Below are 24,965 nucleotides of genomic sequence, written 5' to 3'. Positions count from 1 at the left end.
AGATAATTTGGAGTACTAAAATTAGGAGAGGAGGCGGCAAAAGTGGAGCAGTTGAACCGTCAATTAAACATGGTGCGCCGGCGGCTGCAATGGTTTCGGGAATTGGACGGAATCAGGTATGGTATTCTGGCCGGGCTCGTTGCCGCCTCCCTTTTGTTAGCGGCAAGCAGGCTTTGGCCCCTGGATGGTGCATTGTTTTATGCCATGGGGAGCCTAGCCTTGCTGACTTCGGCGGGCTGGCTACGAGGACGTTTGCGCAAAATCCAGCACGCTGAGGCTGCCCGCGAAATGGATAACCCGGAAGCGGGAGATGAAAGACAGGATTTTATGGCGACGGCGCTCGCCTTCGCTGAAGAGGATTCACTTCCGGCCCGTTTGCAGCGCAAACAGGCGGAAGAGCACGGAGCGGCCTATGTTTTGGAACTTAAACGGCGTCTGCCGCTGCCTCGCCGCCGCAGATGGTGGATTCCTTTCGCAGCGGGTGCGCTGGCGGTCATCCTGCTCGCTGTTCTCCCGAATCCGATGGATCAGGTGCTCGACCAGCAACGAAAGGAAAGGGAATGGATTCACGCCCAACAAGAGGAGACCGGCAAGCGGATCCAGGAACTACAGACCAAAGAGCTGGAACCTTTGGCCAAGGATGCTCTTTCCAAGGAACTGGCGGATTTGCAGCAAGCTTTGGATCGGAGCAGTGAGCCTGCCGAAGCGCTGGATAATGTTGAAGAAGCGATGCAGCGGCTGAAGGAGATGCAGGATAAGCTGGACTTGAAACAGCAGCAGAGAAATGAATGGTTCGCGAATTGGAAAAATCATCAGGCAACCGAAGGGCTCGCCGCCGCATTGGAGCAAAAAAATGCCGGTGATCTGGATAAAAAGATGGACGAGCTTAGACAGAAGTTGCCGGGCATGACCCAAGAAGAACGGCAGAGCCTGGCGGATGCTCTTGAGCAGATTGCAAAATCCGCTCCGGAAGGGGATGCCGATGCCAAGCGACTGGCGGAAGCGTTGAAGCAGGCGGCTTCAGCCATTGACAGCGGAGACCAGGTCAAGAGCGATCAGGCGCTGGAAAAACTGGCTGAAGCATTAAAGCAGCAGCTCCGGGCGTCCGAGGCGGAGTCCGGACAGTCCGAAGCTGCAGCTGCCCTGGCTTCGGCTTTGGCGAAGCAGGGGATGAGCCTGGCGGAGGACATGGCAGCCTCGGGGCTGGCCGTGTCGGACACGTGGAGCATGGGAGGCAGCGCCGAGCAGCTTGCCGCCGGGGATGCGTATGCCAGTGGAGGCGAAGCTGTTGGCGAGGCCGACAGCGAACCCGGAACCGGACCGGGTTCGGGCGGACCGGAGGGAGCCGGTTCGAATCCTGGCGCCGGCTCGGGAACCGGTAACGGCAATGGAAACGGCAGCGGCAGCGGATCCGGCCAAGGTCAAGGCCAAGGCACGGGACAAGGGCAAGGCCAAGGACAGGGAGCCGGTGCGGGGTTGGGCAGCGGTGGACGGACTCTGGTGACTACCCCGCGCGATCCGGAAGGGAATGGCAATGTACAGGTCGACGGGGGACCAAGCACGGGAGGCAGCGTGCAAAAAGGCGGGGAATCTCCCGTATTCGATGGGGTAAGCCGGCCTTATGAAGAGGTATACAGCGACTATGCGGCAGAGGCAAAACGTTCCCTGGAGCGGAAAGATCTTCCGCAAAGCATGCAGAGCCTGGTGGAGAACTATTTTACGGAGATAGATCCCGGTCCGTAAGCCGAAACAAGAGGAGGAGATTTGTGATGTTGGACACGTCAGCCCAGGTGAAATCGTGGAGCAGTGCGATCGAACAGGTACGCGAACAGATTTCTCGCGTCATTGTCGGACAGCAGGAGGTAGTGGAACAGATGCTTTGGTGCATTTTTGCGGGCGGACATGTCTTGCTTGAAGGGATTCCGGGACTGGGAAAAACCGTGCTGGTGAAGACGATTGCCGATACGCTGGACCTGTCTTTTTCGCGGATCCAGTTTACGCCTGACTTAATGCCAAGCGATATCACCGGTACGAATGTCATCAGCTTCGGTCCGCAGGGCGCGGCAGATATGGTCTTTCAGGCAGGCCCGGTATTCAGCAGCATTGTGCTGGCCGATGAGATTAACCGGGCATCCCCGAAAACCCAGAGTGCGCTTTTGGAAGCGATGCAGGAGCAGACGGTGACCGTCGGCGGGGAAACCCGGAAGCTGCCACAGCCTTTTTTTGTATTAGCGACTCAAAATCCGCTGGAGCAGGAGGGAACCTATCCGCTGCCGGAAGCGCAACTGGACCGGTTCATGCTCAAAATCCATGTTGGTTACCCGTCTCCCGAGGAACTCAAGGAAATCGTCCGCCGGACTACCTCGGGGAATCAGCCGGCCCCGGAAAAGAAGATAACGGCGTCCGAATTGTTGGAAATCCGTAAGGCTTCAAAAGAAGTGCTGCTGGCTGACGAAGTGCTGGATTATGGAGTGCGGCTGCTGATGATGACTCACCCGGAAGAGAAGGAGGCACCGGCAGCCGTGCGGAGCTATGTCCGCTTTGGCTCAGGACCGCGCGGGATCCAGTCGATCGTTTTGGCAGCCAAAGTGAGGGCGATCTCCAAGGGGCGGTTGCATGTTTCTACCGGAGACATCGCCGCGGTCGCTGTGCCAGCGTTGCGGCACAGGTTGTTTCTCAATTTTGAAGGCCAGGCGATGGGGATTTCCCCGGACCGGATTGTTGAAGAAATACTCTCCGCATTGGAGGGATCAAGATGAGGAGCCCGCTTCTTCCGCCCGGCCTGCTCCCCAAGCTGGAGAGGTTATCGGTGAATTCCGGCCGGCGAGTGCGGGGAACCGTGCAGGGTAAGCGGCGGTCGGGGCAATTCGGGGCCTCTCTGGAATTCGCCGACTACCGCGAGTATACGCCGGGAGACGATATCCGGCGTTTTGACTGGAGCGTCTACCGGCGTACGGGCAGGCCTTTTGTCCGCCAGTACTGGGATGAGCAGGAAATGTACATAAGTCTTTACTTGGACATTTCTGCATCCATGGATTTTGGTGGTCGGCAGGCATTAGATCATAGTGGAGTCCCTGGGCCGGAGAACAAGCTGCAATATGCCAAAATGCTCGCAGCTGCCGTAGGTTATATGGCGCTGGCCTCCGAAGACCGGGTTCAAGCCTCTTTATTTGCGGCCGAAATTGAAAACAGGCTCTCCAATATTCGCGGGAAAGCCTCGGCTTCCAGACTATTTGCTTTCTTGCAAGAAGCGGCGGCGTCGGGTACCGGGGATATGTCCCGGGCGCTGCATACTCCGTCTTCATTACCGGCCAGACCCGGAATGACCTGGATTTTCTCCGATTTATGGTTTGAGGGCGGAACCGAAGCTTTAGAGACTACACTTTCCTACTTTTTGGCAGCGGGCCAGGAGGTTGTACTTGTGCATGTCGTTTCACAGGATGAGCTTCAGCCGGAGGTTATCGGAGACTTGCGCCTGGTGGATAGTGAGCTGGGGACCGGTAAAGAGATTGCGATCACAGGCAAGGTGCTCGATGCCTACCGGAATGAGCTGCAAAGATATACCGGGGAAATTTCCAGATACTGCAGTGAGCGGGGCGTTCGTTATGTACAGACGCCGACCCATTGGCCGCTGGAGAAGGGGATTTTTGAGGCGCTTCGCGGGGCGGGGGCCATAGCTTTTTAGTAACGGCAGAAAAGAATTTTTTTGATAACAGGACTGCGGAGATGGAGGGGAAGCGTAATGGGGATTGCTTCTTGGGCGGGTTTATGGTTCGGCTTGGCTTTGCCGGCCATCGTCATCATGTATTTATTCAAGCGAAAATATCTCGATACGATCGTTCCGAGCCATTTGCTGTGGAACCGGGTTCTCCGGAATATAGAAGCTAACCGGCCGTGGCAGAAACTTCAAAACCGGCTGCTTCTCTGGCTCCAGCTGCTTGCTGCAGCCCTGCTCGTAGTTGCGCTGATGCTGCCTTTCGTATGGGTCCAGGGCGGACGCCCTGGACATACGGTGATTATTGCCGATACGTCGGCCAGCATGAGCGCGGTTTTGGGTACGGCAGAGCGGGATAAGGACATGCATGAGACGAATTTGGAACGAATGAAAGAGCAACTCCAAGAGGATATTGATGGGATGTCTTCGGGACAAGAGGTGACGTTGCTGAAGCTTGGAAGTCAGCCTCAGGTGCTGTTATCCAGGGAAAAGAACCGGGATGCGCTTAAGAAAGCCGTCTCCGAATTGTCTGCGGATTATGGAAAAGCGGCCTATCGTGAGACGCTGTCCCTGGCTTCGGCGCTGACCCGGAACGACCCGGAGGCAAGCGTCGCGATCTATACGGACGGCCAGTGGCCCGGAGTTTCCGGCTCCGGGAACGTCGCATTTGATGTTCCGGTCCAAGTGAACTCCGTTCAAGATGAGGAGGCGGGCAATACCTCCATTGTTCAATTCGGGGTTAGGCAAGACGGGGAGGAAAGCGGAGTTTCGGGCGTCGCCGTCGTTAAGAACTACCGGAAGGACAAAATGGAGACTTCGCTGGATTTGTACGGGGACGGACATTTATTGGCCTCCAAACCGGTGGTAGTTGAAGGCGGGAAAAGCGCAACGGTTTCCTTCGGGCTGCTTGACTCGGCCGAGGTATATCGGCTGTCGTTAAGCGGCGAGGATGCCTACGCACCGGATAACGAGGCGTACGCTTTTCGCGAGAAGGCGGATTCGGGAGATATTCTGCTGCTTTCTTCCGGAAACTTATTTCTGGAAAAAGCGCTCCAACTGACCGGTGCCCGGGTTACGCGCATGGATCCGGGCGCCGCTACCGGCACGAATGGCGGTTCCGGGGTTCCGGCAATACCTGGCGCCAAGCCCGACATCATCGTGATCGATGGCGTGGAGCCTGATTTCGTACGGGAGGGCGCGTGGGGGGATTTGTTGAAAGAAACCCCGTTATGGACATGGGGAGGCGAAGGAGATAAGGCGCGGCCGGAAAGCGGGGAAACGGAAACGTTAAATCATCCCGTAACCCGTTATTTGTCGCTATCGGAGGCACCGACAGGGCAGTTTCTGAAGCGGGAGGTTCCCGCATGGGGAGAACCTGTCCTGAAAATCGGCGGCTTGCCTGCTGCTTATGCGGGAAAGGATCAGGGGGTAGCCCGGCTGGTTTTTCTGTTTGCGCTGGAGGATAGCGACCTGCCGCTGCGGCCGGAATTTCCGATTCTGGTGAACAATGCGGTGGAATGGCTGCAAACCGGACAGGCAACCGGCCTGGGACGGATCATGGCCGGAGCAAAATTGGATCTTCCCGTTGCTGCGGATAATGTTGAGGGGACCTGGATTCCCCAGGAAGGTTTTGCTTTGCAGACCGGAGCGGAGCATGTTCCGGCGGAGCGGAATCAAGGCGTGGTCTCTTCCCGGCAAACGTCACCCGGCATTCCGGGATTGTGGCGCCTTGAAATCAAGGGATCGGAAGATGTGAAGCAACGGACCTTTCTGGTGCAAGTAACGGCCGATCCGGCGGAGTCATCTTTCGAAGGCATGATGCCGCTCCCGGTGGCAGGGGTCCATTCAGACAAGCCTGCGGAGGGATCTGATCAGACGGAGAGCGGAAGCCAAGCGGGGCAGTCCGACAGCCTCATCTCCAAAAGCCGGAAATCTTTGGTTTATCCCGCCGCGCTTTTGGCGCTACTCGTTATTTTAGCGGAATGGGGGGTGTATCAGCGTGGGCGTTCAATTTGATCATCCTTGGGTATTGCTGCTGTTACTTCCCCTTGCGGTCGTGGCGGTCTATGCCTACCGGAGCGACTTCAGACTGAAGGGAGTCCGCAGGAAGTGGGCCGTCGGTTTACGGACGACGATCATTGCACTGCTGGTGTTCCTACTGGCGGGGTTTCACACCTTTACGTTGGTGAAGGACAAAGAAATCGTCTTTTTGGCTGACCGTTCCGCCAGCATGATGGACCAGGATCCCGTACGGGATTGGATCAACAAGGCCGGTGCCGAAAAAGGCCCGGATGATCGCGTGAGTATGGTAGCCGTAGGGCTGGATGCGGCCGTTGAGAAAAATCTGGATACCGCCGCTTTATCCGGGGGAAGCTCCGAAGCGGCGGTGAATTCCGGCTTCACCAACCTGGCAAAGGGCTTGCAGCTTGCGGGCAGCCAGTTCGGCGGCGGGGAAAACCGGCGGATCGTGCTGATCTCCGATGGGGAAGACAACGTAGGAAATGTTCTTTCGGAAGCCGCCATGCTTAAAGAACGCGGAATAGCCGTAGACGTACTGAAGGCGGTGCCGCCGGAGTTGAAGGATGCAGCCGTTGAAGCTTTTCATGTACCTGAAAAGCTGTATCGTGCGGAGGCGTTTGCTTTTGAAGTGCTTATCCGCAGTACGTTCTCTGGAGCCGGAGAGCTTCGTTTGTACGAAGACAACCGGGAGATCGGAAGGCAAAACGTCACGCTGGAACGCGGGGAGAACCTTTTTGCGCTGCAGGGTTTAGCCAAAGAGCCGGGACTACATCGTTATCGCGCGGAATTATTTGTGGACGGAGACGAGCAATCGGCGAACAATGCCAGTTATGCAATCACCCGGGTTACGGGGAGCCCGAAGGTGTTAATTGTAGAAGGAAAGCAAGGAACCTCCTCCAACCTTGAAAATGCGCTGGCTTCCGGCTTGATCGACCATACCGTGATCGGACCGGGCATGCTGCCGTCGGAGCTGGTTAAGTATGCGGGTTACGATAGCATTCTGTTCAATAACGTCTCCGGCGAGCAGGTCGGCGGCAAACAGATGGAATTGATCGAACAGACCGTTCGTTCTTATGGCGTCGGATTCATGATGATCGGCGGGGAAGAAAGTTTCGGAATGGGCGGTTATTTCAAAACCCCGATTGAGAAGCTGCTTCCCGTATCCATGGAATTGGAAGGCAAGCGGGAAATCCCTTCACTGGGCTTGATCCTCGTGATCGACCGCTCTGGCAGTATGGGAGGGGACAAGCTGAAGCTGGCTCAAGAGTCGGCTATACGCACCGTGGAGCTGCTAAGGCCCAAGGATACGGTGGGCGTGGTGGCTTTTGACGATCAGCCCTGGTGGGTGGTTGAGCCGCAGAAGCTGGATGACAAAGACGGCGTTATCGCAAAAATAAACAGCATTCCAAGCGCGGGCGGAACGAATATTTTTCCGGCGGTATCGGCAGCTGCGGAGGAAATAATGAACGTTCAGGCCCAGCGAAAGCATATTATTCTGCTGACGGACGGACAATCCGCCGTGAATTCGGGATATGATGACCTGCTGAAAACGATGACGGACGGGAAAATCACGATGTCCACCGTGGCCGTGGGAGACGATGCCGACGTCAATCTCCTGCAAAGTCTGGCCAACGGGGCAAAGGGGCGGTATTACCTGGTGAAGGACGCGACGACGCTTCCGGCCATTTTTAGCCGGGAGGCGGCCCTGATTGCCAGAACCTATATTGTGGACAAGCCGTTCGTTCCGGCGCTCGTACAGCCCGGGGACTGGAGCGGATGGTTCCAGGACGGGGTGCCGAGCATTTACGGTTATGTCGCCGCAACGCCGAAAATGACGGCCCAAACGGTATTGTCCAGTCCGGAACCGGACCCGCTGCTGGCAAGATGGCAGTACGGATCGGGCCGGACCGTGGCCTGGACCAGCGATCTGACGGGCAAATGGTCGCGCGATTTCGTGAAATGGGACAGCTTTCCCGCATTGTTCGCCGACATGGTGAAGTGGACGTTTCCGCAGTTTGCGGCTTCGCCTTATGAAGTCAACACGACCGTCATCGGCAATGAGGTGACTTTCGAAGTGACGGCAGAGGGTGCCGAGTCTCCGGAGGAACTTGAAGCGCTCGTCAGCGGGGAAGACGGAAACGAAGAGACCGTCCCGCTCGCCCAGGTTTCACCGGGCGTTTATGAAGGAGACATGACGGTAAGGTCTTCGGGATCTTTTCTGCTTCAACTCCGGGATAAAAATGGAGCGGACGGGAATGGCGGCGAAACGGCGGGGATGCAGGGAACCGGCTTCGTCATCCCGTATTCGCCGGAATACCGGCTGCCTCCGGCCGAGCCGGAGGATACGCTGCAGGCCGTCGCCGAACTGACCGGCGGCCGCATACTGGACTGGAACAAGCCGGAGGCGGCGTTCCAGTTCACCGCGCAGCCGACGCGGTCGATGCGCGGCTGGGAGCGCCCGCTGCTGGCCGCGGCGCTCCTGCTGTGGCTCGCCGACGTCGCCGTGCGGCGTCTGGCGCTGCCTTGGGGCCGCATGGCGGCGCTCATCGCCGCCGCCATGCCTTGGCGCCGCCGCGCCCGCGCGCTTGCGGCGGCTGCGGCGCAGCCCGGAGCATCCGCAGGCACGGCCGCGGATGCCGGGCTCGCCCGGCTCGCCGCGCGAAAATCGCGCGCGGCCGCCTTTTACGGCGCGGGCGGCGACGGCAAGGAACGCGGCGGCGTGACCGCCGCCTCCGGACCCGCCCCCCAGCCGCAAGCGTCATCGCCGACAGCTGCATCACCGTCGGCGCCGAATTCATCGCCATCGGGTAACTCATCACCGCCCACCATGGCTCCAACAGCCAAATCTTCGTCAGCCGCATCGCCGCCTACGATGTCGCCGGCAGCCAAGTCCTCTCCGCCACAGGCCGGTCCTCAGGCTGCTGCCCCTTCTTCGCCGCTTTCTCTTGACAAGGAGAAGGCTGGGAAGGACCGAAGCGGAACAACAGCCGATGCCGGGCCGGGGAACGATCGGCTTGGCCGTCTGCTGGATGCAAAGCGGCGAAGCCGGCGCTAGAGCCGCAGGGTTCAGGTTTATGCTAACGAATGGAAGTATATAGACTTGCCGCAATATCGCATTTATAATGCTTGTTTGTTCGCTCCAAACGGACAAAAACCTTAAAAATGTCTTTTCAAAAGCGGACACGAAGGTGTTTTGGTCTGGAAAGCGACAAAATCAATATGTAGCTAACATTCAATCTAATCGATACTATATATAGCGTAAAGAGTGAAAGGGAACCTATATCCCTTTCACAGAAAAGTGTCCACCTTTTGAAAGACAATTTGGGGATTATTCCACGGCTGGTGGACATTCTTCCGAATCCGACCTGCAATTCAACGCGAACAACCTGAATACGCTTTTTAAAAAGCAGCCCCATCCATCGGGGCTGTTTTTTGCTTCATCCCCTATACCTGAAAAAAACAAACCTGAATCCCAAATTTCACGCCTTGTTGAAAGCGCTTTAGGAAGCAATAATTGACATATCTTGAATCTAGGGGGCATGAATGAATGGGAAAAAGAAAAGCATGGAAGCCATTGGCGGTGATCTTGGCCGCGGTGATGGCGCTGGGTCTTGCGGCTTGCGGGAATGATAGCAAAACCAACACAGCCGCACCCGAGAAAAACAACGGGGCGGCTGTGCAAGGCAGCAGCGACAAGAACATTACGATTACTTTCCAAAACATTTATCCGGACCCGACGACTCCTTCGCATAAGACATTAAATGAACTGGTCAAACAGTATGAAGCGGATCACCCGAATATCCATATCGAGCTGGATACGCTCAATACGGATCAGCAAAAAGTGAAGTTGAAAACGCAGGCCGCTTCCAAAGAAGTGCCGGACATTACGATCGTCAACCCGGCGGCGCAAATGAAGCCGTTTGTGGATGCGAAATTGTTTGCACCGCTGAACGATATGCTCGATCAAAACGGACTAAAGGATACGTACCAAAGCGGATTGCTTGATTACTACAGCTTCGACGGCAATGTGTACGCGCTGCCGGACGGCAACAATATTGAAGTTGTGTATTACAACAAGGATTTGTTCGAGTTAGCCGGGATCGCCAAGACTCCCGAGACTTTTGACGAATTCCTGGACACGGTAAAAACGCTCAAAGCCAAAGGAATCACGCCGCTCGCGATCGGGGAGAAGGACTCCTGGACCGGTTCGTTCCTGTTCATGAATATTCTGCTTCGTACAAATGGGGGACCCGGATTCCTGCAAGACGTGATGGACGGCAAGAAAATCTTCGAAGACCCCGTCTTTATTGAAGCGGTCGATAGTTTCCAGGAGCTGGTGCAAGCCGGCGCATTCCCGGATGGAGCGACCTCGATCGATGCTAATGTCGGCGGCAATATTTTTAAATCGGGCAAAGCGGCCATGTGGGTGATCGGTTCCTGGGAAACCGGAGCGATCGATGCATCTTCCGTAGCGGGCAAAGTCGGTGCATTCCAATTTCCGACCGTTAACGGCAAAGGGGATCCTAATGAATTTATGTTGGCACCGGGCAGTGCGTTCGCAATTTCCGCAAATAGCGAACATCTGCAAGAAACGAAAGATTTCCTTAATTATTTCACACTAAATTTCCCGAAAAAACAATTTGAATTCAAAAATGCGGTAGGTCTTGGCCAAAAAGTGGACGGTGACCTGAAAGCGGCCGGTTATTCCGATCTGGCGATAGAAGTCGCGGAACTGTTCAATAACGTCAAAGGCGGCGACCTGGCGTTTGACAATACGATGAATCCGGCTACGGCACAAGTGCATCTCAGCAGCATTCAAAACCTCTTCGTACAAAAGGTTGACTCCGCTCAAGTGGCGAAAGAGCATCAAGCGGCTTTTGAAGCCAACAAGGAATAATCCCGATTGGAATAAGCGTTAACCCTCGATGCGAAGTAGCTTCGTGCTTCTTCGCATCGAATTTATATGAAGGGGCGAAATAAGATGAAAGTTCTCAAGGTACCCGCCAGAACAATAGCCGTCTTCGTATTGCCGTGTCTGCTGCTTTATGTGTGCCTTGTATTTGTTCCGATCCTGGTTTCGTTTTATAGCGGCTTGCTGAAATGGGACGGCATCACTAATGCGCAATTTATCGGCCTTGCCAACTTCCGGGATATGTTTGTGAATGATCCCGTTTTCTGGCCGTCGGTCAGACGAACGCTGCTGTACGCGCTGGCCTCCATGCTGGAAATCCCCCTCTGTTTATGGATGGCGATTCTTCTACACCGTTATTTGAAAAATGGCAGCAGATTGGCGTCCGTTTACTTCACGCCCGTCATTTTATCGGTCGTCATTATCGGTCAGTTGTGGAAGACCATCTATAACCCTACCTCCATGGGTGGGATGATAAACGGCGTGCTGGTCGCCTTGGGTTTGGACAGTTGGACGCACAACTGGCTGACGGAACCCAAAATCGCCATGTACAGCATTTATCTCGTTTCGCTGTGGCAGTACTTCGGTTACCATCTCCTGATTCAATATACCGGGGTGACCCATATTCCGGAAGAGATTTATGAAGCCGCCAAAATCGACGGAGCGGAAGGTTTCAAAGCGGACCGCTACATTACCATGCCGCTCATCGTTCCGATCTTTAAAATATCGATTGTTCTCGCGTTCATCGGTTCGTTGCAGGCCTTCGACATGGTCATGGTCATGACAGGCGGGGGACCGGCCCATGCGACCGACGTCATTTCAACGCATATGTACAACAGTTCGTTCCTGTCCCTGAAATACGGATACGGCAGTGCGATTGCGACCTTCCTGGTAGCGGTATGCCTGTTGTTCACGGTCATTATCAATTTCTTTTTTAACAAGCTCGAAAAAAGATACAGCTAGGAAGGAGTGCGCGATATGTCAAAATTCAAAAAGGGAGTCGTGTATCTCCTGTTTGCAATCCCTGTTATAACCCAGCTTTATCCCCTACTCTGGTTGCTGTTCTATTCTTTGAAAACCAATGAGGAAATCCTGGACGGAAGCTTTTTTTCATTGCCGAATGCGCCTCAATGGCATAACTACAAAGAAGCTTACGAAGCGGGGAATTATCTGAAATACTTGTCCAACAGCGTTTTGGTGACCGGGGTTACGATGGTTTGCGTATTGCTCCTGAGCTCCATGGCGGCTTACGCCATCTCCCGGTTTCGCTGGAAGTACGGCACGGTGGTAATGACCGTCTTTTTGATGGGGATGATGATCCCGATGCAGGCAACGCTGCTCCCGCTGATGGTGATTTTCAAAAACGTGGACATTTTGAATACGCATTTGTCGCTGATCCTGCCATATATAGCTTTCTCGACGCCGATCGCCGTCTTTATCCTTAGCGGATTCATGAAGGGTATTCCCCACGAAATCGAGGAATCGGCTTATATTGACGGAGCGAGCGTATACCGCATTTTCCGCAGTATTATTATCCCGGTGTCCATCCCTCCGATGATGACGGTTTGCATTTTGACCTTTATCTCGATCTGGAATGAATACATTTTGGCGGCGACCTTCATCTCCTCCGAGAAATTAAAAACCTTGCCTTTCGGGGTTTATACCTTCGTCAGCCAGTATTCGGTCAATTACGGCAACATCGGCGCGTTTCTGGTGATGGGAGCCTTGCCCGTTATTCTGATCTATTTCTTCCTGTCCGGACAAATTACGAAAGGGATGGTTGCGGGCGCAGTAAAGGGCTGAGAAATTGAAAATCGTTACAAATACATTGCATCAATTTATAATAGAAGAGCAGCAAAACATCGATGGAAGGAGGTTATCCATGCCTACCGGTTTTCGTTCCATACACCATCGCCTGTTTTTGCTGTTTCTTTTTTGCATGTCCGGCAGTTTGCTCATTGTGAGCTTGCTTTATTACAATCGGACAACGGATCAGTTTCACGAAAAAATCAGCGATTTGTCGCAAAAAAACGTGGCTCAAACCGCGGGGTTGTTCAGTCTGATGTATCAAGGCTACGACAGCCTTTCCAAATCACTGAGCAACAATTTCGAGATGATCCGGCTGCTGAACGAAACCAGCGATGAGCCAGCGGTACAATATATCAACGAGCAAAGGATTACGAGTATTATCGGAGCGATATTTTATTCGCGGGACGATCTCGTCGGGATTCATGTGATAACCAATAAAGGAAAGGTGTACAATTACGGGAATTACATGAATGTTGTAAAGCCGAACTATCTGGACGAAGAATGGTACCGACAGTTAAAGGATTCTTCGGGGAAAATGGTCTGGCTCGGCGTGTATCCGCATTCATTGATCGATCAGGTGGAGGATAGCCCCGTTTTTGCGTTCGGACGGCAAATCTATGATTTGAACGAGCATAAGCCGATCGGCATCGTGCTATACGAAATGAATCCACAGCCCATTTTGAATGCCCTTGATAATTTGAAACTTGGGGCTCATAGCGAAGTTTTTCTGGTATCCCAGGATGGTCGTGTCGTGTCTTCGGGAGAGGAGTTGCCGTCGGAACTCGAACAACTGCCCATGAGTGACCCTTCGGGCAATGTTCTTGTGCAGCAGGATTCAAAGCATCTGATCGTTGCTTCGCGATTGCCGTTCTCGGGCTGGTCGGTTGCCAGCATGACGCCGAACCGCGATCTCAATGTGGAACTGGTGGAAATGAAGCGGTATCTGCTGATTGTCATTTCGATCCTTATCCTGGTGTCTACCTTGATCGCTTCCATCATCTCACGAACTTTCAGTTCCCCGCTCAAAAAGCTGATTCGGGAGATGAAGATGGTGGAGATCGGTAATTTCCGGGGCATGTTGAAAGTATCTTCCTATCAGGAAATTAATATTCTCGTAGCTTCCTTCAACAGGATGGTCAACCGGATTGAGGAGCTCATTGAGCGGGTGAAAATTTCATCGGTCAGCGAAAAGAACGCCGAGATCCATGCGTTGCAATCCCAGGTCAACCCGCATTTTTTGTACAATACGCTCGACATGATTTACTGGATGCTTGATGAGAAAGGGGAAGACCCGCTCGGGGAACTTGTCTTGTCCTTATCCTCGATGTTCCGCTACAGCAGCCAGTGGGAGGAAGGCGCGGAGGTCACGCTGCGCGAGGAACTGGAGCAGACCGGCCATTACCTGAAAATCATTACGATCCGGTTCGAGGGCCGCCTTCAGATCGAAACGGAGCTCGAAGAGCGGTGGCTGGATTTCCGCCTGCCGAAAATGACGGTACAGCCTGTTATCGAAAATGCGGTGAAACATGGCTTGGAACCGATAGGCCGGCACGGTACTTTGAAGGTATATACGCTGGAAGAGGACAATGTTTTGAAAATCGTCGTAGAAGACAACGGAAACGGGATGGAGCCGGAGCAACTGAACCGGTTGAAGCTGTCTATAAATCAATCCGGACCGAAAGAGACGGGCAGGGCGGGCATTGGCTTGCAGAATCTGCATCGCAGGCTTAAATACATGTTTGGAGAAGCCGGGGGTCTGCAAATCGAAAGCGCTCCGGAAAAAGGAACGAGGGTTGCTATCGTTATGCCGCTTTCAAGAAAGGAGTTTTGATCTTGAACATATTAATAGCGGACGACGAACGGGCGATCCGGGAAGGCGTCCGGCGGAGCATCCGGAGGAATTGGCCGGATTGCGGCGTATATATGGCGGCATCGACGGAGGAAGCGATCAGGTTAATGGCCGAGCAGCGGATCGACATCGTTTTGACCGATATTTTGATGCCCGGAATCAATGGACTGGAATTCATGAAAATGATGAAGCGCAAATTCCCCCATGTGAAATGGGTCGTGATATCAGCGCATAGCGAGTTTTCCTATGCCCAGGAAGCGGTCCGGCTGGGAGCCAGGGATTATTTGCTGAAGCCGATCGGCAAGAACCGACTCTATGAAGTCATTCATAGCCTGAATCAGGAGATCGCCCATGAGAGCGAAGAGTCGAAGGAACGGGCGCGGCTGATCGCCAATCTGAAATATTTGCGGGAAGGCGTATTTCAGCGGCTTGCCTTCGGCCTGGATGTCGGCAATCTGGATATGGGCGCTTTTATCCAGGAATACAATGATTTCTATCTGCTGCTCGTCCAGATGAACGCCCGGGATCGGAGCGTCAGGCTGGAGCATTTTATCGTGGAAAATGTGTTATCGGAGTTGATCGACGGGCACGGCCGCGGATTTGTAATCAGCTATGACCAAAAAAGTTTGTTGGGTTTGTTCACGCTCGAAGGCCGGGCGGGAATTGAGGTGTTTCAGGAGAAGGTCAAGGCGCATTTAACCCATTATCTGAAAGTGCCTTTTCAGATCGTCGTGTCCGGACCAAATAACGATATTGCGGCGATTTCCAAGCTCGTAATCCGGATGAGACAGGCTTGCGAGGCCCAGGTTTCTGAATTGGAGCCGTTAAAGGGCAGTGGCGAGAAAGCGATTGACGTTGCTCTGGAGTATATCAAGAAGCATTTTTGCGAGGATTTGTCGTTGGAAAAAACCGCTGCGGCGGTCTTTTTGAATCCGGCTTATTTCAGCCAACTGTTCAAACAAATCACGGGGCAGGGGTATAAGGAATATGTAACCTCCCTGCGGCTTGAGCAGGCCAAGCTATTGCTCATGAATCCGAAGCTGAAACTGGCGGAAATCGCCGAGCATGTAGGATATCAGGATATGCGCCACTTTACCCAGGTCTTCAGGAAAAAGTATCAGATGACGCCTACCGAATACCGTCAGCAGCAAAACATAAATATTCTTGTGCCAAGAGAGGGAAAGCTATAAGCGGTTGTAACCATCAAAGAATGGGTATGGAAAACGGATGCATGAAGTGGTACAATAGATAAAGTCAAAATGATCATTTCAATTTGAATGTTTTACTTAGCAAGCTCAAGCCTTTCTTTGTGCACAAGTATTTTTCCATGACCAAGGAGGAAAAGAAATGCCATTGTCAGACAACAACACCATTGAAAATTTGTCGATCACCACGATCCGTACACTGGCGATCGATGCGATCGAAAAAGCGAAATCAGGCCATCCCGGCATGCCGATGGGTTCGGCTCCGATGGGGTATCAACTGTTCGCCAAGACGATGAACCACAACCCCGACCATCCGACATGGATTAACCGCGACCGTTTTGTTCTTTCCGCAGGACACGGCTCCATGCTGCTATACAGCCTGCTTCATTTGTCGGGTTACGATCTCCCGATGGAAGAACTCAAACAGTTCCGCCAATGGGGCAGCTTAACGCCGGGTCATCCGGAATTCGGACATACGGCAGGCGTTGACGCTACGACAGGTCCGCTCGGCCAAGGGATCGCTATGGCTGTCGGTATGGCGCTGGCTGAAACCCAGCTTGCTGCGACCTACAACAAAGGCGACCTGAAAGTGATCGACCATTATACTTACGGCATTTGCGGCGACGGCGACTTGATGGAAGGCGTTGCGAGCGAAGCGGCTTCGCTGGCGGGTCATCTCAAGCTTGGCAAGCTGATTTTCCTATATGATTCCAACGACATTTCGCTGGACGGTGAACTTAACCTCAGCTTCTCCGAGAACGTAAGACAACGTTTTGAAGCTTACGGCTGGCAAACGCTGCGCGTAGAAGACGGCAACGATCTGAACGCGATCCAGGCGGCGATCGAAGAAGGCAAACGCGACACCGAGCGTCCTACTTTGATTGAAGTGAAGACGGTCATCGGATACGGTAGCCCGAACAAGCAAGGTAAAGGCGGCCACGGCGGTACGCACGGTTCCCCGCTCGGCGCGGACGAAGCGAAACTGACGAAGGAATTCTACAAATGGGTCTACGAAGAAGACTTCTATGTGCCTGAAGAAGTACGCGAACACTTTGCCAAAGTGAAAGAACGCGGCATTGCTGCGAACAAGGCTTGGGACGAAACATTCAAAAAATATAAAGCGGAATACCCTGAGCTTGCGGCTCGGTTTGAACAGGCTATTGCTGGCGAGCTTCCAGCTGGCTGGGACAAGGATCTTCCGAAGTACAGCGCGGAAGACAAAGCCGTTTCGACCCGCGTTGCTTCCGGTAACGCGCTTAACGGTTTGACCGGCGGCGTGCCTCAGCTTTTGGGCGGTTCGGCCGACCTGGAAAGCTCCACGATGACGCACCTGAAGGGCCTATCGGTATACACGCCGCAAAACCGCGAAGGACGCAACCTGTACTTTGGCGTTCGCGAATTCGGCATGGCTGCGGCTATGAACGGGATTGCCCTGCATAGCGGATTGAAAATTTTCGGCGGCACGTTCTTCGTGTTCACGGATTACCTGCGTCCGGCCATTCGCCTGGCTTCGATCATGAAGCTGCCGGTAACTTACGTGCTCACGCATGACAGTATCGCCGTAGGCGAAGACGGTCCGACTCACGAACCGATCGAGCAGCTTGCTTCCCTGCGCATTATTCCAGGCCTGACTGTCATTCGTCCTGCCGACGGCAACGAGACTTCGGCTGCCTGGGCTTATGCCGTTGAGAACCAATCCAATCCGGTTGCGTTGGTGCTGACTCGCCAAAACCTGCCGATCCTGGAGAAAACCGCTGAGCTTGCACGCGAAGGCATTAAACGCGGCGGCTACGTGGTATCCGATGCGAAGGACGGCAAACCGGTAGCGCAAATCATCGCTACAGGCTCTGAAGTACAACTCGCGGTGAAAGCTCAAGCCGCCTTGGCTGAAGAAGGCATTCAAGTCCGCGTCATCAGCTTGCCAAGCTGGGATCTGTTCGATAAACAGGATCAGGCTTACAAAGATTCCGTTATCTTGCCGGACGTTAAAGCCCGCGTTGCTGTGGAAATGGCGCATCCGTTCGGTTGGGAGCGTTATGCAGGCGAGAAGGGTTCCGTCATCGGCATCGACATCTTCGGGGCTTCCGCGCCTGGGGACAAAGTGATCGAAGAATACGGATTTACCGTTGAAAATGTAGTGAAGCACGTGAAGGATCAATTGAAATAATGGATTTGATTTACCGTTGAGGGGAGCGGGAAACGTGGAGCAGCAACTTAAAAATGTAACTGTAGACAAAGCCGCCAACATTTATTTTGACGGCAAAGTAACTAGCCGGAGCGTATGGCTGCCGGACGGCAACAAAATCACGCTCGGGATCATGCTTCCCGGAGAGTATGAATTCGGGACGGATTCGCTTGAAGTGATGGACATTTTGTCCGGAGACCTGAAGGTCCTGCTTCCGGGCGAAACGCTCTGGAGAGAGATCAGCGGCCGCGGTACGTTTACCGTGCCTGCCAACGCTTCTTTCAAGCTGGAAGTCCGCAGTGTAACGGATTACTGCTGCTCTTACGGTTCGGGTTCGGGAGCTTAGTTAGATCACGACTTCTCGGCAAAACACATCAAAAGGCAGGTACAAGCCGAGCGCTGTACCTGCCTTTTTTAATTGTGTTTCAAAATAACTGGAAAATCTCCAGTTATTCTAGCCCATATTGGAGCTGGCGGGTGGAATAGCTGGAAAACCTCCAGTTATTTTGGACGCTTCAGCGACCAATAGAGCAAAAAGCCGAAATTAGCTGGAGGTTTTCCAGTTAATTTCGGCTTGGAAGGCAATTTGACTGAAATTAACTGGAGGTAATCCAGTTAATTTCATCACGTAGCGGGCTAAGGACCGCGGGTCACTTTCCGCTTGAATTCAAGTTCGGGCGGTCGCCGATCTTTTGCCCGATCCATGCCTCGTAGATTTTTACGACCGAGGAGAGGTCTTCGTCCCCGAAGCCTTCGGTCTGGCCGGCCTGGAACAGGCTCTTGGCCAGGTTCAGCATCGGGGAAGGGATGCTGGCTCCGTCCGTAAGCGAGGAGGCGAGCTTCAGGTCCTTGAGCATCAGCGCGAGCGAAAATTGGTTGGTGAAATCGTGCTCGATGATTTTTCTCCCTTTGAGCTCGGCGGCTTTGCTGCCGGCGGATCCGAGCTGGACCAGCTCCAGGAAGCGGTCGGCCGGCAGTCCGGATTTGGCCGCGATGGAGAAGCCTTCGGCCAACGCCAGATTGTTGATGCCGACGATCGTATTGTGCGCGAGCTTGGCGACGGCACTGGTGCCGTTCTCGCCCATGTGCAGCACTTTTTTGCCGAGGCATTCAAAGATGTCCATCTCTTTGGCGAGGACATCCGCTCCGCCGCCGACCATAAAGACGAGAGTGCCGTCGATGGCCGCCGGAGAGCTGCCGGTCACGGGCGCATCGAGGAAGACGCCACCCAGATTGCCGACCAGACCGGCCAGCTTCTTCACAAGGGCGGGCGAGATGGTGCTGCAGTCGATCACCGCCGTGCCGGGTTTCAGGCCGTCCAGCAGGCCGTCCGGGCCTTCGTACACGGCCGCGATGGAAGCGTCGTCGCTGACCATCGTAATTACCGTGTCGGCGCCCGACGCAGCCTCGCTTGGGGTTGCGGCGACTGCCGCGCCTAACGCAGCCAGCGGCTCGCATTTCGAGGCCGTGCGGTTATATACGGTAACTTCGTAACCTTGTTTGAGCAAATTCGCAGCCATGGGAGCCCCCATCGTGCCGAGACCGATAAATCCGATTTTTTTCAATGTAGTCACCTTCTAAAAAGAATTGAACAGCATTTAAATATTTTACCACGCGGGCCGGAAACCTGTATATTGTGCCCTTGTTTTCACTGGTAATTTACAGTATCCTAATTACAAGTTGCTACAAACGGTTGTCCAACGGGTAGGTAGTGAGACAAATAAATAGATGGAGGTATTCTTCAACATGTCTAAAAAAGTAAGTTTCGATTACAGCAAAGCTTTGCAGTTTGTCGGTCAGCACGAAGTCGATAATTTGGAAGTCCAAATTCGTGCGGCTCACGAGCAATTACATAACGGCACAGGCGCCGGCTCCGATTACCTGGGGTGGATCGACTTGCCTACGGCTTATGATAAGGAAGAGTTCGCCCGCATTCAGAAAGCGGCTTCAAAAATTCAAAGCGATTCCGACGTGTTGATCGTCATCGGTATCGGCGGTTCTTATCTCGGTGCCCGCGCGGCGATCGAATCTCTCTCCCATTCTTTCTATAACGTTCTTCCGAAGGATAAACGCAAAACTCCGGAAATTTATTTTGCAGGGAACAACATCAGCTCCACTTACGTGAATCATCTTCTTGATCTTATCGAAGGCAAGGATTTCTCCGTTAATGTTATCTCCAAATCGGGAACGACCACGGAACCGGCGATCGCTTTCCGTATTTTCCGCGCAGCTTTGGAGAAGAAATACGGCAAGGAAGAGGCACGTAAACGGATCTATGCAACGACGGACCGCGAAAAGGGCGCTCTGAAGAAGCTTTCGAATGAAGAAGGCTACGAAACGTTCGTTATTCCGGACGACGTGGGCGGACGTTACTCCGTATTGACGGCTGTAGGTCTTTTGCCGATCGCAACCGCAGGCATCAGCATTGAAGATATGATGCAAGGCGCGGCTGACGCGTCCAAAGAATTCAGCAACCCTAACCTTGCCGAGAATGCCAGCTATCAGTATGCGGCTGTCCGCAACGCGTTGTACCGTAAAGGGAAAGTGACGGAAATTCTGGTCAATTACGAACCTTCCCTGCACTATGTATCGGAATGGTGGAAACAACTTTACGGCGAGAGCGAAGGCAAAGACTTCAAGGGGATTTTCCCGGCGGCCGTCGACTTCTCGACCGACTTGCACTCCATGGGTCAATTCATTCAAGAAGGAAACCGTAATATCTTTGAAACCGTCATCCAAGTGACGGAAGTACCTAGCCATATTACGATCGAATCCGATCCGGCCGACCTTGACGGACTGAACTTCCTGGAAGGCAAAACATTGGATTTCGTTAATAAAAAGGCGTTCCAAGGCACTTTGCTGGCGCATACTGACGGCCAAGTACCAAATTTGGTGGTCAATGTACCAGATTTGACTCCATATTCTTTCGGTTATCTGGTATACTTCTTTGAAAAGGCCTGCGGGATCAGCGGTTACCTGATGGGCGTCAATCCGTTCGACCAACCGGGCGTAGAGGCTTACAAGAAGAACATGTTCGCATTGCTGGGCAAACCGGGTTACGAGAAAGAAAAAGCGGAACTCGAGTCAAGACTTTCCGAATAATCTATTTTACAAGGGCAGGAATAAAGCCGCCAGGAAGCAGTTCGCCGGGAATCTCCGGATGGGCTGCTTCTTGGCACATTCATAAGGATGGAGTCATATGCTGGAACGTTACAAAACGGTTCGCGGAGCCGGAGATAAGGAAATCGTCATCAAGAAATCGAGATTTATCGGGCACGTTAAGCCGGTGGAGAGCGAGGAAGAAGCCGTCAGCTTCATCGAGGAGATCAAGAAGCGGCATTGGAACGCTACCCACAATTGTTCAGCTTATATGATCGGTGAAAGAGACGAGATCCAGAAGCAGTCGGACGACGGGGAACCGAGCGGGACGGCCGGCAAGCCGATTTTGGAAGTGATCCGGAATCAGGGTCTCAAAAACATAGCTATTGTCGTAACCAGGTATTTCGGAGGCATCATGCTTGGAGCAGGCGGACTGATTCGCGCTTACACGGACGGGGCGGTCGCAGCCATTGAAGCGGGTGAAGCCATCACACGGATCCTTCATCGCGAAGTATTCGTGGAACTGGATTATACCTGGCTGGGAAAAGCCGAGAATGAGCTCAGAAACCGTGGGATACGGACTGGGGAGACCACGTTTGCCGACAAGGTTACATTGCTGTGTCTGCCGCTGGATGGTGAGGCGCAAGCCTTTAAAGACTGGATGACCGATATGACGCAAGGGCAGGCTGTAATGACGGAAGGTGACAAGGTTTACTTTATTGAAGGGGAATAATGCCTATGGCTAGAAGAGCAGTAGAGCAGGAGTTGTCGAGGGAAAGAATTATGGATGCTGCGAGGCACTTGTTTATTACTAAAGGATATCGCGGAATCTCCATGAGGAGCATCGGGCAGCATTTGGGCTATAGCCACGGTTCTCTGTACTATCATTTCAAGGAAAAAGCGGAATTGTTCTATGCCATCGTTGTTCAAGACTTCAACCATTTGGCCCGTCTGTGCGAGACGGTAACGAAACGCCTGCCGACCGAGGGGCTGACGAAGACGGAACAGCTGATGCTGGAATTCATTAAATTCGGGTTGGAACATCCGCATCAATACGAGATCATGTTCATGCTCAGGGATGAGGAAATACTGGCTTACTGCCGGTCCGAGCAGGCGAAGTGTTTCGATATGTTCGACAAGATCGTACGCGGTTTTTTAAAAGAGGAGAGGCATCCGCTTGAGAGTAATCCGTCTCTTCCGCTAAGTATGTTTTTGGGAATCCACGGATTCATCTCGTTCTACATCCAGGATCGACTGACCTTCGAAGAAATATTGCCCGCCGCAGTGGCCCACGTCAAAATGTTAAGTCAAAGCAGTTACCGATTAACGTCATGAGACGTTTTTGTTTTCCACGCATACTTTACCCGTTCACACTATCATAGCTGTACTCCTTTATTACATTACTTTAATAACGTAACATACTTCCATTAAGTACGATGCTCTAATGCAGGATTCTTGCCCCAATGAACAAAAATAAAGACGCGGTTCTCCAGGGAGATCCGCGTCTTTTTATTGGGTTCATCCTTCAATGAATTTGACCAGGCACTGGCGTTGTCTTGGGCCGTCAAACTCGCAGAAATAAATTCCCTGCCAGCGGCCGAGCATTAATTCTCCCTCATGAATGACCACGGTTTGGGATGAACCGGTCGTGATTGCCTTGAGATGGGAGGCCGTGTTTCCTTCCGCATGACGGTATTTTGGATGGGTCCAAGGATATACCTCGTCAAGTCTAAGCAGGACGTCATGCTTCACATCCGGATCGGCGTTTTCGTTAATCGTAATTCCCGCTGTCGTATGCGGACTATAGATGACGGCGATGCCGTTCGCGATTCCGCTTTTATGAACAAGCGAAGTGATTTCTCGCGTGATGTCGCGCATTTCGTCCCGTTTGGCGGTTGACAATTCCAGGGTATGTAACATGGCGGATTGCACTCCTTTTTATTTTGATTAACTATGGTCTACTAATTTGTATTTTACCCATTGCCGGAAGAACCGCCAACTTCAGGGAGGATTTAAATTTATTGACGCCGTCGTGCGGGTTTGGTAAAGTGTCCTTATATAATAAAACCAAGTAAATATATAAGAATAAATAATTTAATTATAGGCGATGAATAATCGAAAGGAAGTGGCTTCTCCCATGCATGTGGAAGTACGGAATTTGGATAAGCATTTCGGCAGTTTTCACGCGGTAAAAGACGTCAGCTTCGGCATTGAAAAAGGGCAGTTGATCGGGCTTCTGGGACCGAGCGGCGGCGGGAAGACCTCCATTCTCCGCATGCTGGCCGGCCTCGAACAACCGGATTCCGGCGAAATTCTGTTCCATGGTCAGCGCGTAAACGCCCTTGCGCCTCAGGACCGGGGGATTGGCTTTGTCTTCCAAAGCTATGCATTGTTCAAGCATATGACCGTGTTCGATAATATCGCCTTCGGCCTTCAGGTCAAGAAGGCGTCGAAAAGCCGCATCCAGGAACGTGTCATGGAACTGGTAGAATTGACCGGGCTGAAGGGATTCGAGAAGCGCTATCCGCATCAGTTGTCCGGCGGACAACGGCAGCGGGTCGCTTTCGCCCGGGCGTTGGCCCCGGAGCCGCAGTTGCTGCTGCTCGACGAGCCGTTTGCGGCGATCGACGCGAAAATCCGGCAGGAGCTCCGGTCCTGGCTGCGCGAGCTGATCGAGCGGGTGGGGATCACGTCGATCTTCGTAACGCATGACCAGGATGAAGCGATCGAAGTGGCGGATGAAATCATGATCATCAATGAGGGGCGCCTGGAGCAAAAGGGATCGCCTTGGGACATTTACAAGGAACCGAATACTCCGTTTGTCGCTTCGTTTGTCGGGCAATCCACGCTGGTTGGCAGAGCGGCCGATCTGAAAGGATTCGAAACCGAGGGCGGGGATGGAGGAACGCAGGCGCTGATCCGTCCCGAGTACATTGAGGTTGGAAGCGATCATGAATTCACGCTTTTATCCGCCACCGAGCCGGGGATCGTTAAGCATCTGCATTTCCGCGGCAGCGAATGGCTGGTTGAAGTGGAGGTCGGGGGACATACGCTGACTACGTTCCGGTCGCTGGAAAAGGAAACGCTGAAGTCCGGACAGGAGGTTCGCGTGCTGGTGCACCGGGCGTATTTGTTTAACGACGAGAAGAGCTGGATCGTTGAAAATCCGCTGAAGGGCGGACCGATCACCGTAATGATTTAAATTCGAAAAGAGGCGGCTCCTGCTGACGGATAGCAGGAGCCGCTTCATTTTTGTTATGATATGTTTATTGTTGCATATTGTTATGACCGGAGATGGACAAAAGGGGTTGGAGTCATGGAACAGCTTGTTTTTCTGGGGACGGGAGACGCCATGGGAGTGCCGAGAGTCTATTGCGAATGCGCAATTTGCGAAGAAGCCAGGACCGGCGGGGTAAACCGGCGGTACCGTTCATTGGTATCGGTTGAAGGGGAGAGGTTTCGGGAGAGTCAGGAAAACCCGGCCGATGGAGTAGAGGGGTTCCTGATCGACTGCGGCCCGGATTGGCGGGGTACTATGGAAAAGCGAGGGCAGCGCTTCGCCGGTGTAGTGCTGGTGACTCATCCGCATTTCGACCATATCGGCGGTTTGCCGGAATGGGCGGACGCTTGCCGCTGGCTGGGCCGAAAAGGGCAGCTGTACGCCCCGCAGGAAGTGCTGGATACGATATTGCGGCAGTATCCCTGGCTGGACCGGAATCTGGATCTGCATGCCGTGGATCAAGGAGTGAGTTTGGCCGGTTGGGGCATCCGCGGATGGAAAGTAAACCACGGTAAAAACGGCTACTCCTATGCGTATCGTTTGGAGAAAAACGGCTTTGCTTGGGTTTACTGCCCGGATTCGATCGATCTTCCTCCCGAACAGCGGCGTTTGTTGACCGGACTGGATCTGCTGGTTCTGGGTACGAGCTTTTATCATGAGACAGCGGAATTTTCCACCCGTTCGGTGTATGACGTTAGGGAGGCGCTTGAGCTTCTGCGGGAAATAAAGCCGAAACGGACGGTTTTTACGCATATGTCGCATGACATCGACTTGCGCCGTGACTATCCTTTACCGGAAGGCGTGGAATTTGCCGAAACGGGGCTGAATATCACTTTATGCTAAAAAAAGCACCGGAGCCCAGCTCCGGTGCTTTTGCATGCAATGAAGTTTTAGT

General features: G+C 53.3%; 19 protein-coding genes. 17 read left to right on the top strand and 2 right to left on the bottom strand.

Annotated features, from left to right (window positions below; all coding sequences use genetic code 11):
• Positions 1-42: 42 nt before the first annotated feature.
• From ACLB09_RS11810 to ppnP, 12 genes are all read left to right on the top strand, one after another.
• Positions 43-1,743: a coiled-coil domain-containing protein gene (locus ACLB09_RS11810; protein WP_410770007.1), complete on the top strand. Its 1,701-nt coding sequence runs from the start codon at positions 43-45 to the stop codon at positions 1,741-1,743.
• Positions 1,744-1,769: 26 nt separating this feature from the next.
• Positions 1,770-2,759: an AAA family ATPase gene (locus ACLB09_RS11805; RefSeq protein ID WP_410770006.1), complete on the top strand. Its 990-nt coding sequence runs from the start codon at positions 1,770-1,772 to the stop codon at positions 2,757-2,759.
• The gene (locus ACLB09_RS11800) at positions 2,756-3,685 is read left to right on the top strand and encodes a DUF58 domain-containing protein (RefSeq protein ID WP_410770005.1); all 930 of its coding nucleotides are present in this window, start codon (positions 2,756-2,758) and stop codon (positions 3,683-3,685) included. Before ACLB09_RS11805 ends, ACLB09_RS11800 begins: the two co-directional genes overlap by 4 nt.
• A 57-nt stretch (positions 3,686-3,742) precedes the next feature.
• Positions 3,743-5,731, top strand: coding sequence for a vWA domain-containing protein (locus ACLB09_RS11795; RefSeq protein WP_410770004.1), 1,989 nt, complete (start codon positions 3,743-3,745; stop codon positions 5,729-5,731).
• Positions 5,715-8,789: a VWA domain-containing protein gene (locus ACLB09_RS11790; protein WP_410770003.1), complete on the top strand. Its 3,075-nt coding sequence runs from the start codon at positions 5,715-5,717 to the stop codon at positions 8,787-8,789. The genes ACLB09_RS11795 and ACLB09_RS11790 overlap by 17 nt, the downstream gene beginning before the upstream one ends.
• 492 nt (positions 8,790-9,281) lie before the next feature.
• Positions 9,282-10,631, top strand: coding sequence for an extracellular solute-binding protein (locus tag ACLB09_RS11785; protein WP_410770002.1), 1,350 nt, complete (start codon positions 9,282-9,284; stop codon positions 10,629-10,631).
• A gap of 84 nt (positions 10,632-10,715) precedes the next feature.
• Complete coding sequence (locus ACLB09_RS11780; protein ID WP_410770001.1) at positions 10,716-11,606, top strand: carbohydrate ABC transporter permease; 891 nt, start codon at positions 10,716-10,718, stop codon at positions 11,604-11,606.
• A 15-nt stretch (positions 11,607-11,621) separates the two neighbouring features.
• On the top strand, positions 11,622-12,446 hold the full coding sequence (locus ACLB09_RS11775) for a carbohydrate ABC transporter permease (protein ID WP_410770000.1): 825 nt from the start codon (positions 11,622-11,624) through the stop codon (positions 12,444-12,446).
• 79 nt (positions 12,447-12,525) lie between these two features.
• Positions 12,526-14,283, top strand: a complete 1,758-nt coding sequence (locus ACLB09_RS11770) for a sensor histidine kinase (protein ID WP_410769999.1) — start codon at positions 12,526-12,528, stop codon at positions 14,281-14,283.
• A gap of 2 nt (positions 14,284-14,285) precedes the next feature.
• On the top strand, positions 14,286-15,491 hold the full coding sequence (locus ACLB09_RS11765; RefSeq protein WP_410769998.1) for a response regulator: 1,206 nt from the start codon (positions 14,286-14,288) through the stop codon (positions 15,489-15,491).
• A gap of 157 nt (positions 15,492-15,648) precedes the next feature.
• A complete protein-coding gene (gene tkt / locus ACLB09_RS11760; protein ID WP_410769997.1) occupies positions 15,649-17,673 on the top strand; it encodes a transketolase in 2,025 nt (674 codons plus the stop codon).
• Between the two features lie 34 nt (positions 17,674-17,707).
• Positions 17,708-18,037, top strand: coding sequence for a pyrimidine/purine nucleoside phosphorylase (ppnP, locus tag ACLB09_RS11755; RefSeq protein ID WP_410769996.1), 330 nt, complete (start codon positions 17,708-17,710; stop codon positions 18,035-18,037).
• A gap of 304 nt (positions 18,038-18,341) precedes the next feature.
• On the opposite strand, the gene ACLB09_RS11750 is transcribed toward ppnP, so the two are convergent.
• Positions 18,342-19,256, bottom strand: a complete 915-nt coding sequence (locus ACLB09_RS11750) for an NAD(P)-dependent oxidoreductase (protein ID WP_410769995.1) — start codon at positions 19,254-19,256, stop codon at positions 18,342-18,344.
• 181 nt (positions 19,257-19,437) lie between these two features.
• Here ACLB09_RS11750 and ACLB09_RS11745 point away from each other — a divergent pair, with 181 nt between their 5' ends.
• The 3 genes from ACLB09_RS11745 (at position 19,438) to ACLB09_RS11735 (ending at position 22,125) form a co-directional block, all read left to right on the top strand.
• Positions 19,438-20,793, top strand: a complete 1,356-nt coding sequence (locus ACLB09_RS11745) for a glucose-6-phosphate isomerase (protein ID WP_410769994.1) — start codon at positions 19,438-19,440, stop codon at positions 20,791-20,793.
• 97 nt (positions 20,794-20,890) lie between these two features.
• A complete protein-coding gene (locus tag ACLB09_RS11740; RefSeq protein ID WP_410769993.1) occupies positions 20,891-21,523 on the top strand; it encodes a YigZ family protein in 633 nt (210 codons plus the stop codon).
• A 5-nt stretch (positions 21,524-21,528) separates the two neighbouring features.
• The gene (locus tag ACLB09_RS11735) at positions 21,529-22,125 is read left to right on the top strand and encodes a TetR/AcrR family transcriptional regulator (protein ID WP_410769992.1); all 597 of its coding nucleotides are present in this window, start codon (positions 21,529-21,531) and stop codon (positions 22,123-22,125) included.
• Between the two features lie 183 nt (positions 22,126-22,308).
• Here ACLB09_RS11735 and ACLB09_RS11730 read toward each other — a convergent pair whose 3' ends face one another.
• Entirely contained in the window at positions 22,309-22,710 is a 402-nt protein-coding gene (locus tag ACLB09_RS11730) for a secondary thiamine-phosphate synthase enzyme YjbQ (protein ID WP_410769991.1), read from the bottom strand.
• A 217-nt stretch (positions 22,711-22,927) separates the two neighbouring features.
• Between ACLB09_RS11730 and ACLB09_RS11725 the strand changes: the two genes are divergently transcribed.
• Positions 22,928-23,992, top strand: coding sequence for a sulfate/molybdate ABC transporter ATP-binding protein (locus ACLB09_RS11725; protein WP_410769990.1), 1,065 nt, complete (start codon positions 22,928-22,930; stop codon positions 23,990-23,992).
• Between the two features lie 114 nt (positions 23,993-24,106).
• Positions 24,107-24,913: an MBL fold metallo-hydrolase gene (locus tag ACLB09_RS11720; protein WP_410769989.1), complete on the top strand. Its 807-nt coding sequence runs from the start codon at positions 24,107-24,109 to the stop codon at positions 24,911-24,913.
• Positions 24,914-24,965: the final 52 nt, after the last annotated feature.

It is taken from the genome of Fontibacillus forbon (assembly GCF_046559655.1).
In the GTDB taxonomy this organism is placed as follows: domain Bacteria; phylum Bacillota; class Bacilli; order Paenibacillales; family Paenibacillaceae; genus Fontibacillus.
Note: the sequence above shows the minus strand (reverse complement) of the source record. Positions and strands in the feature narration are given on the sequence as shown.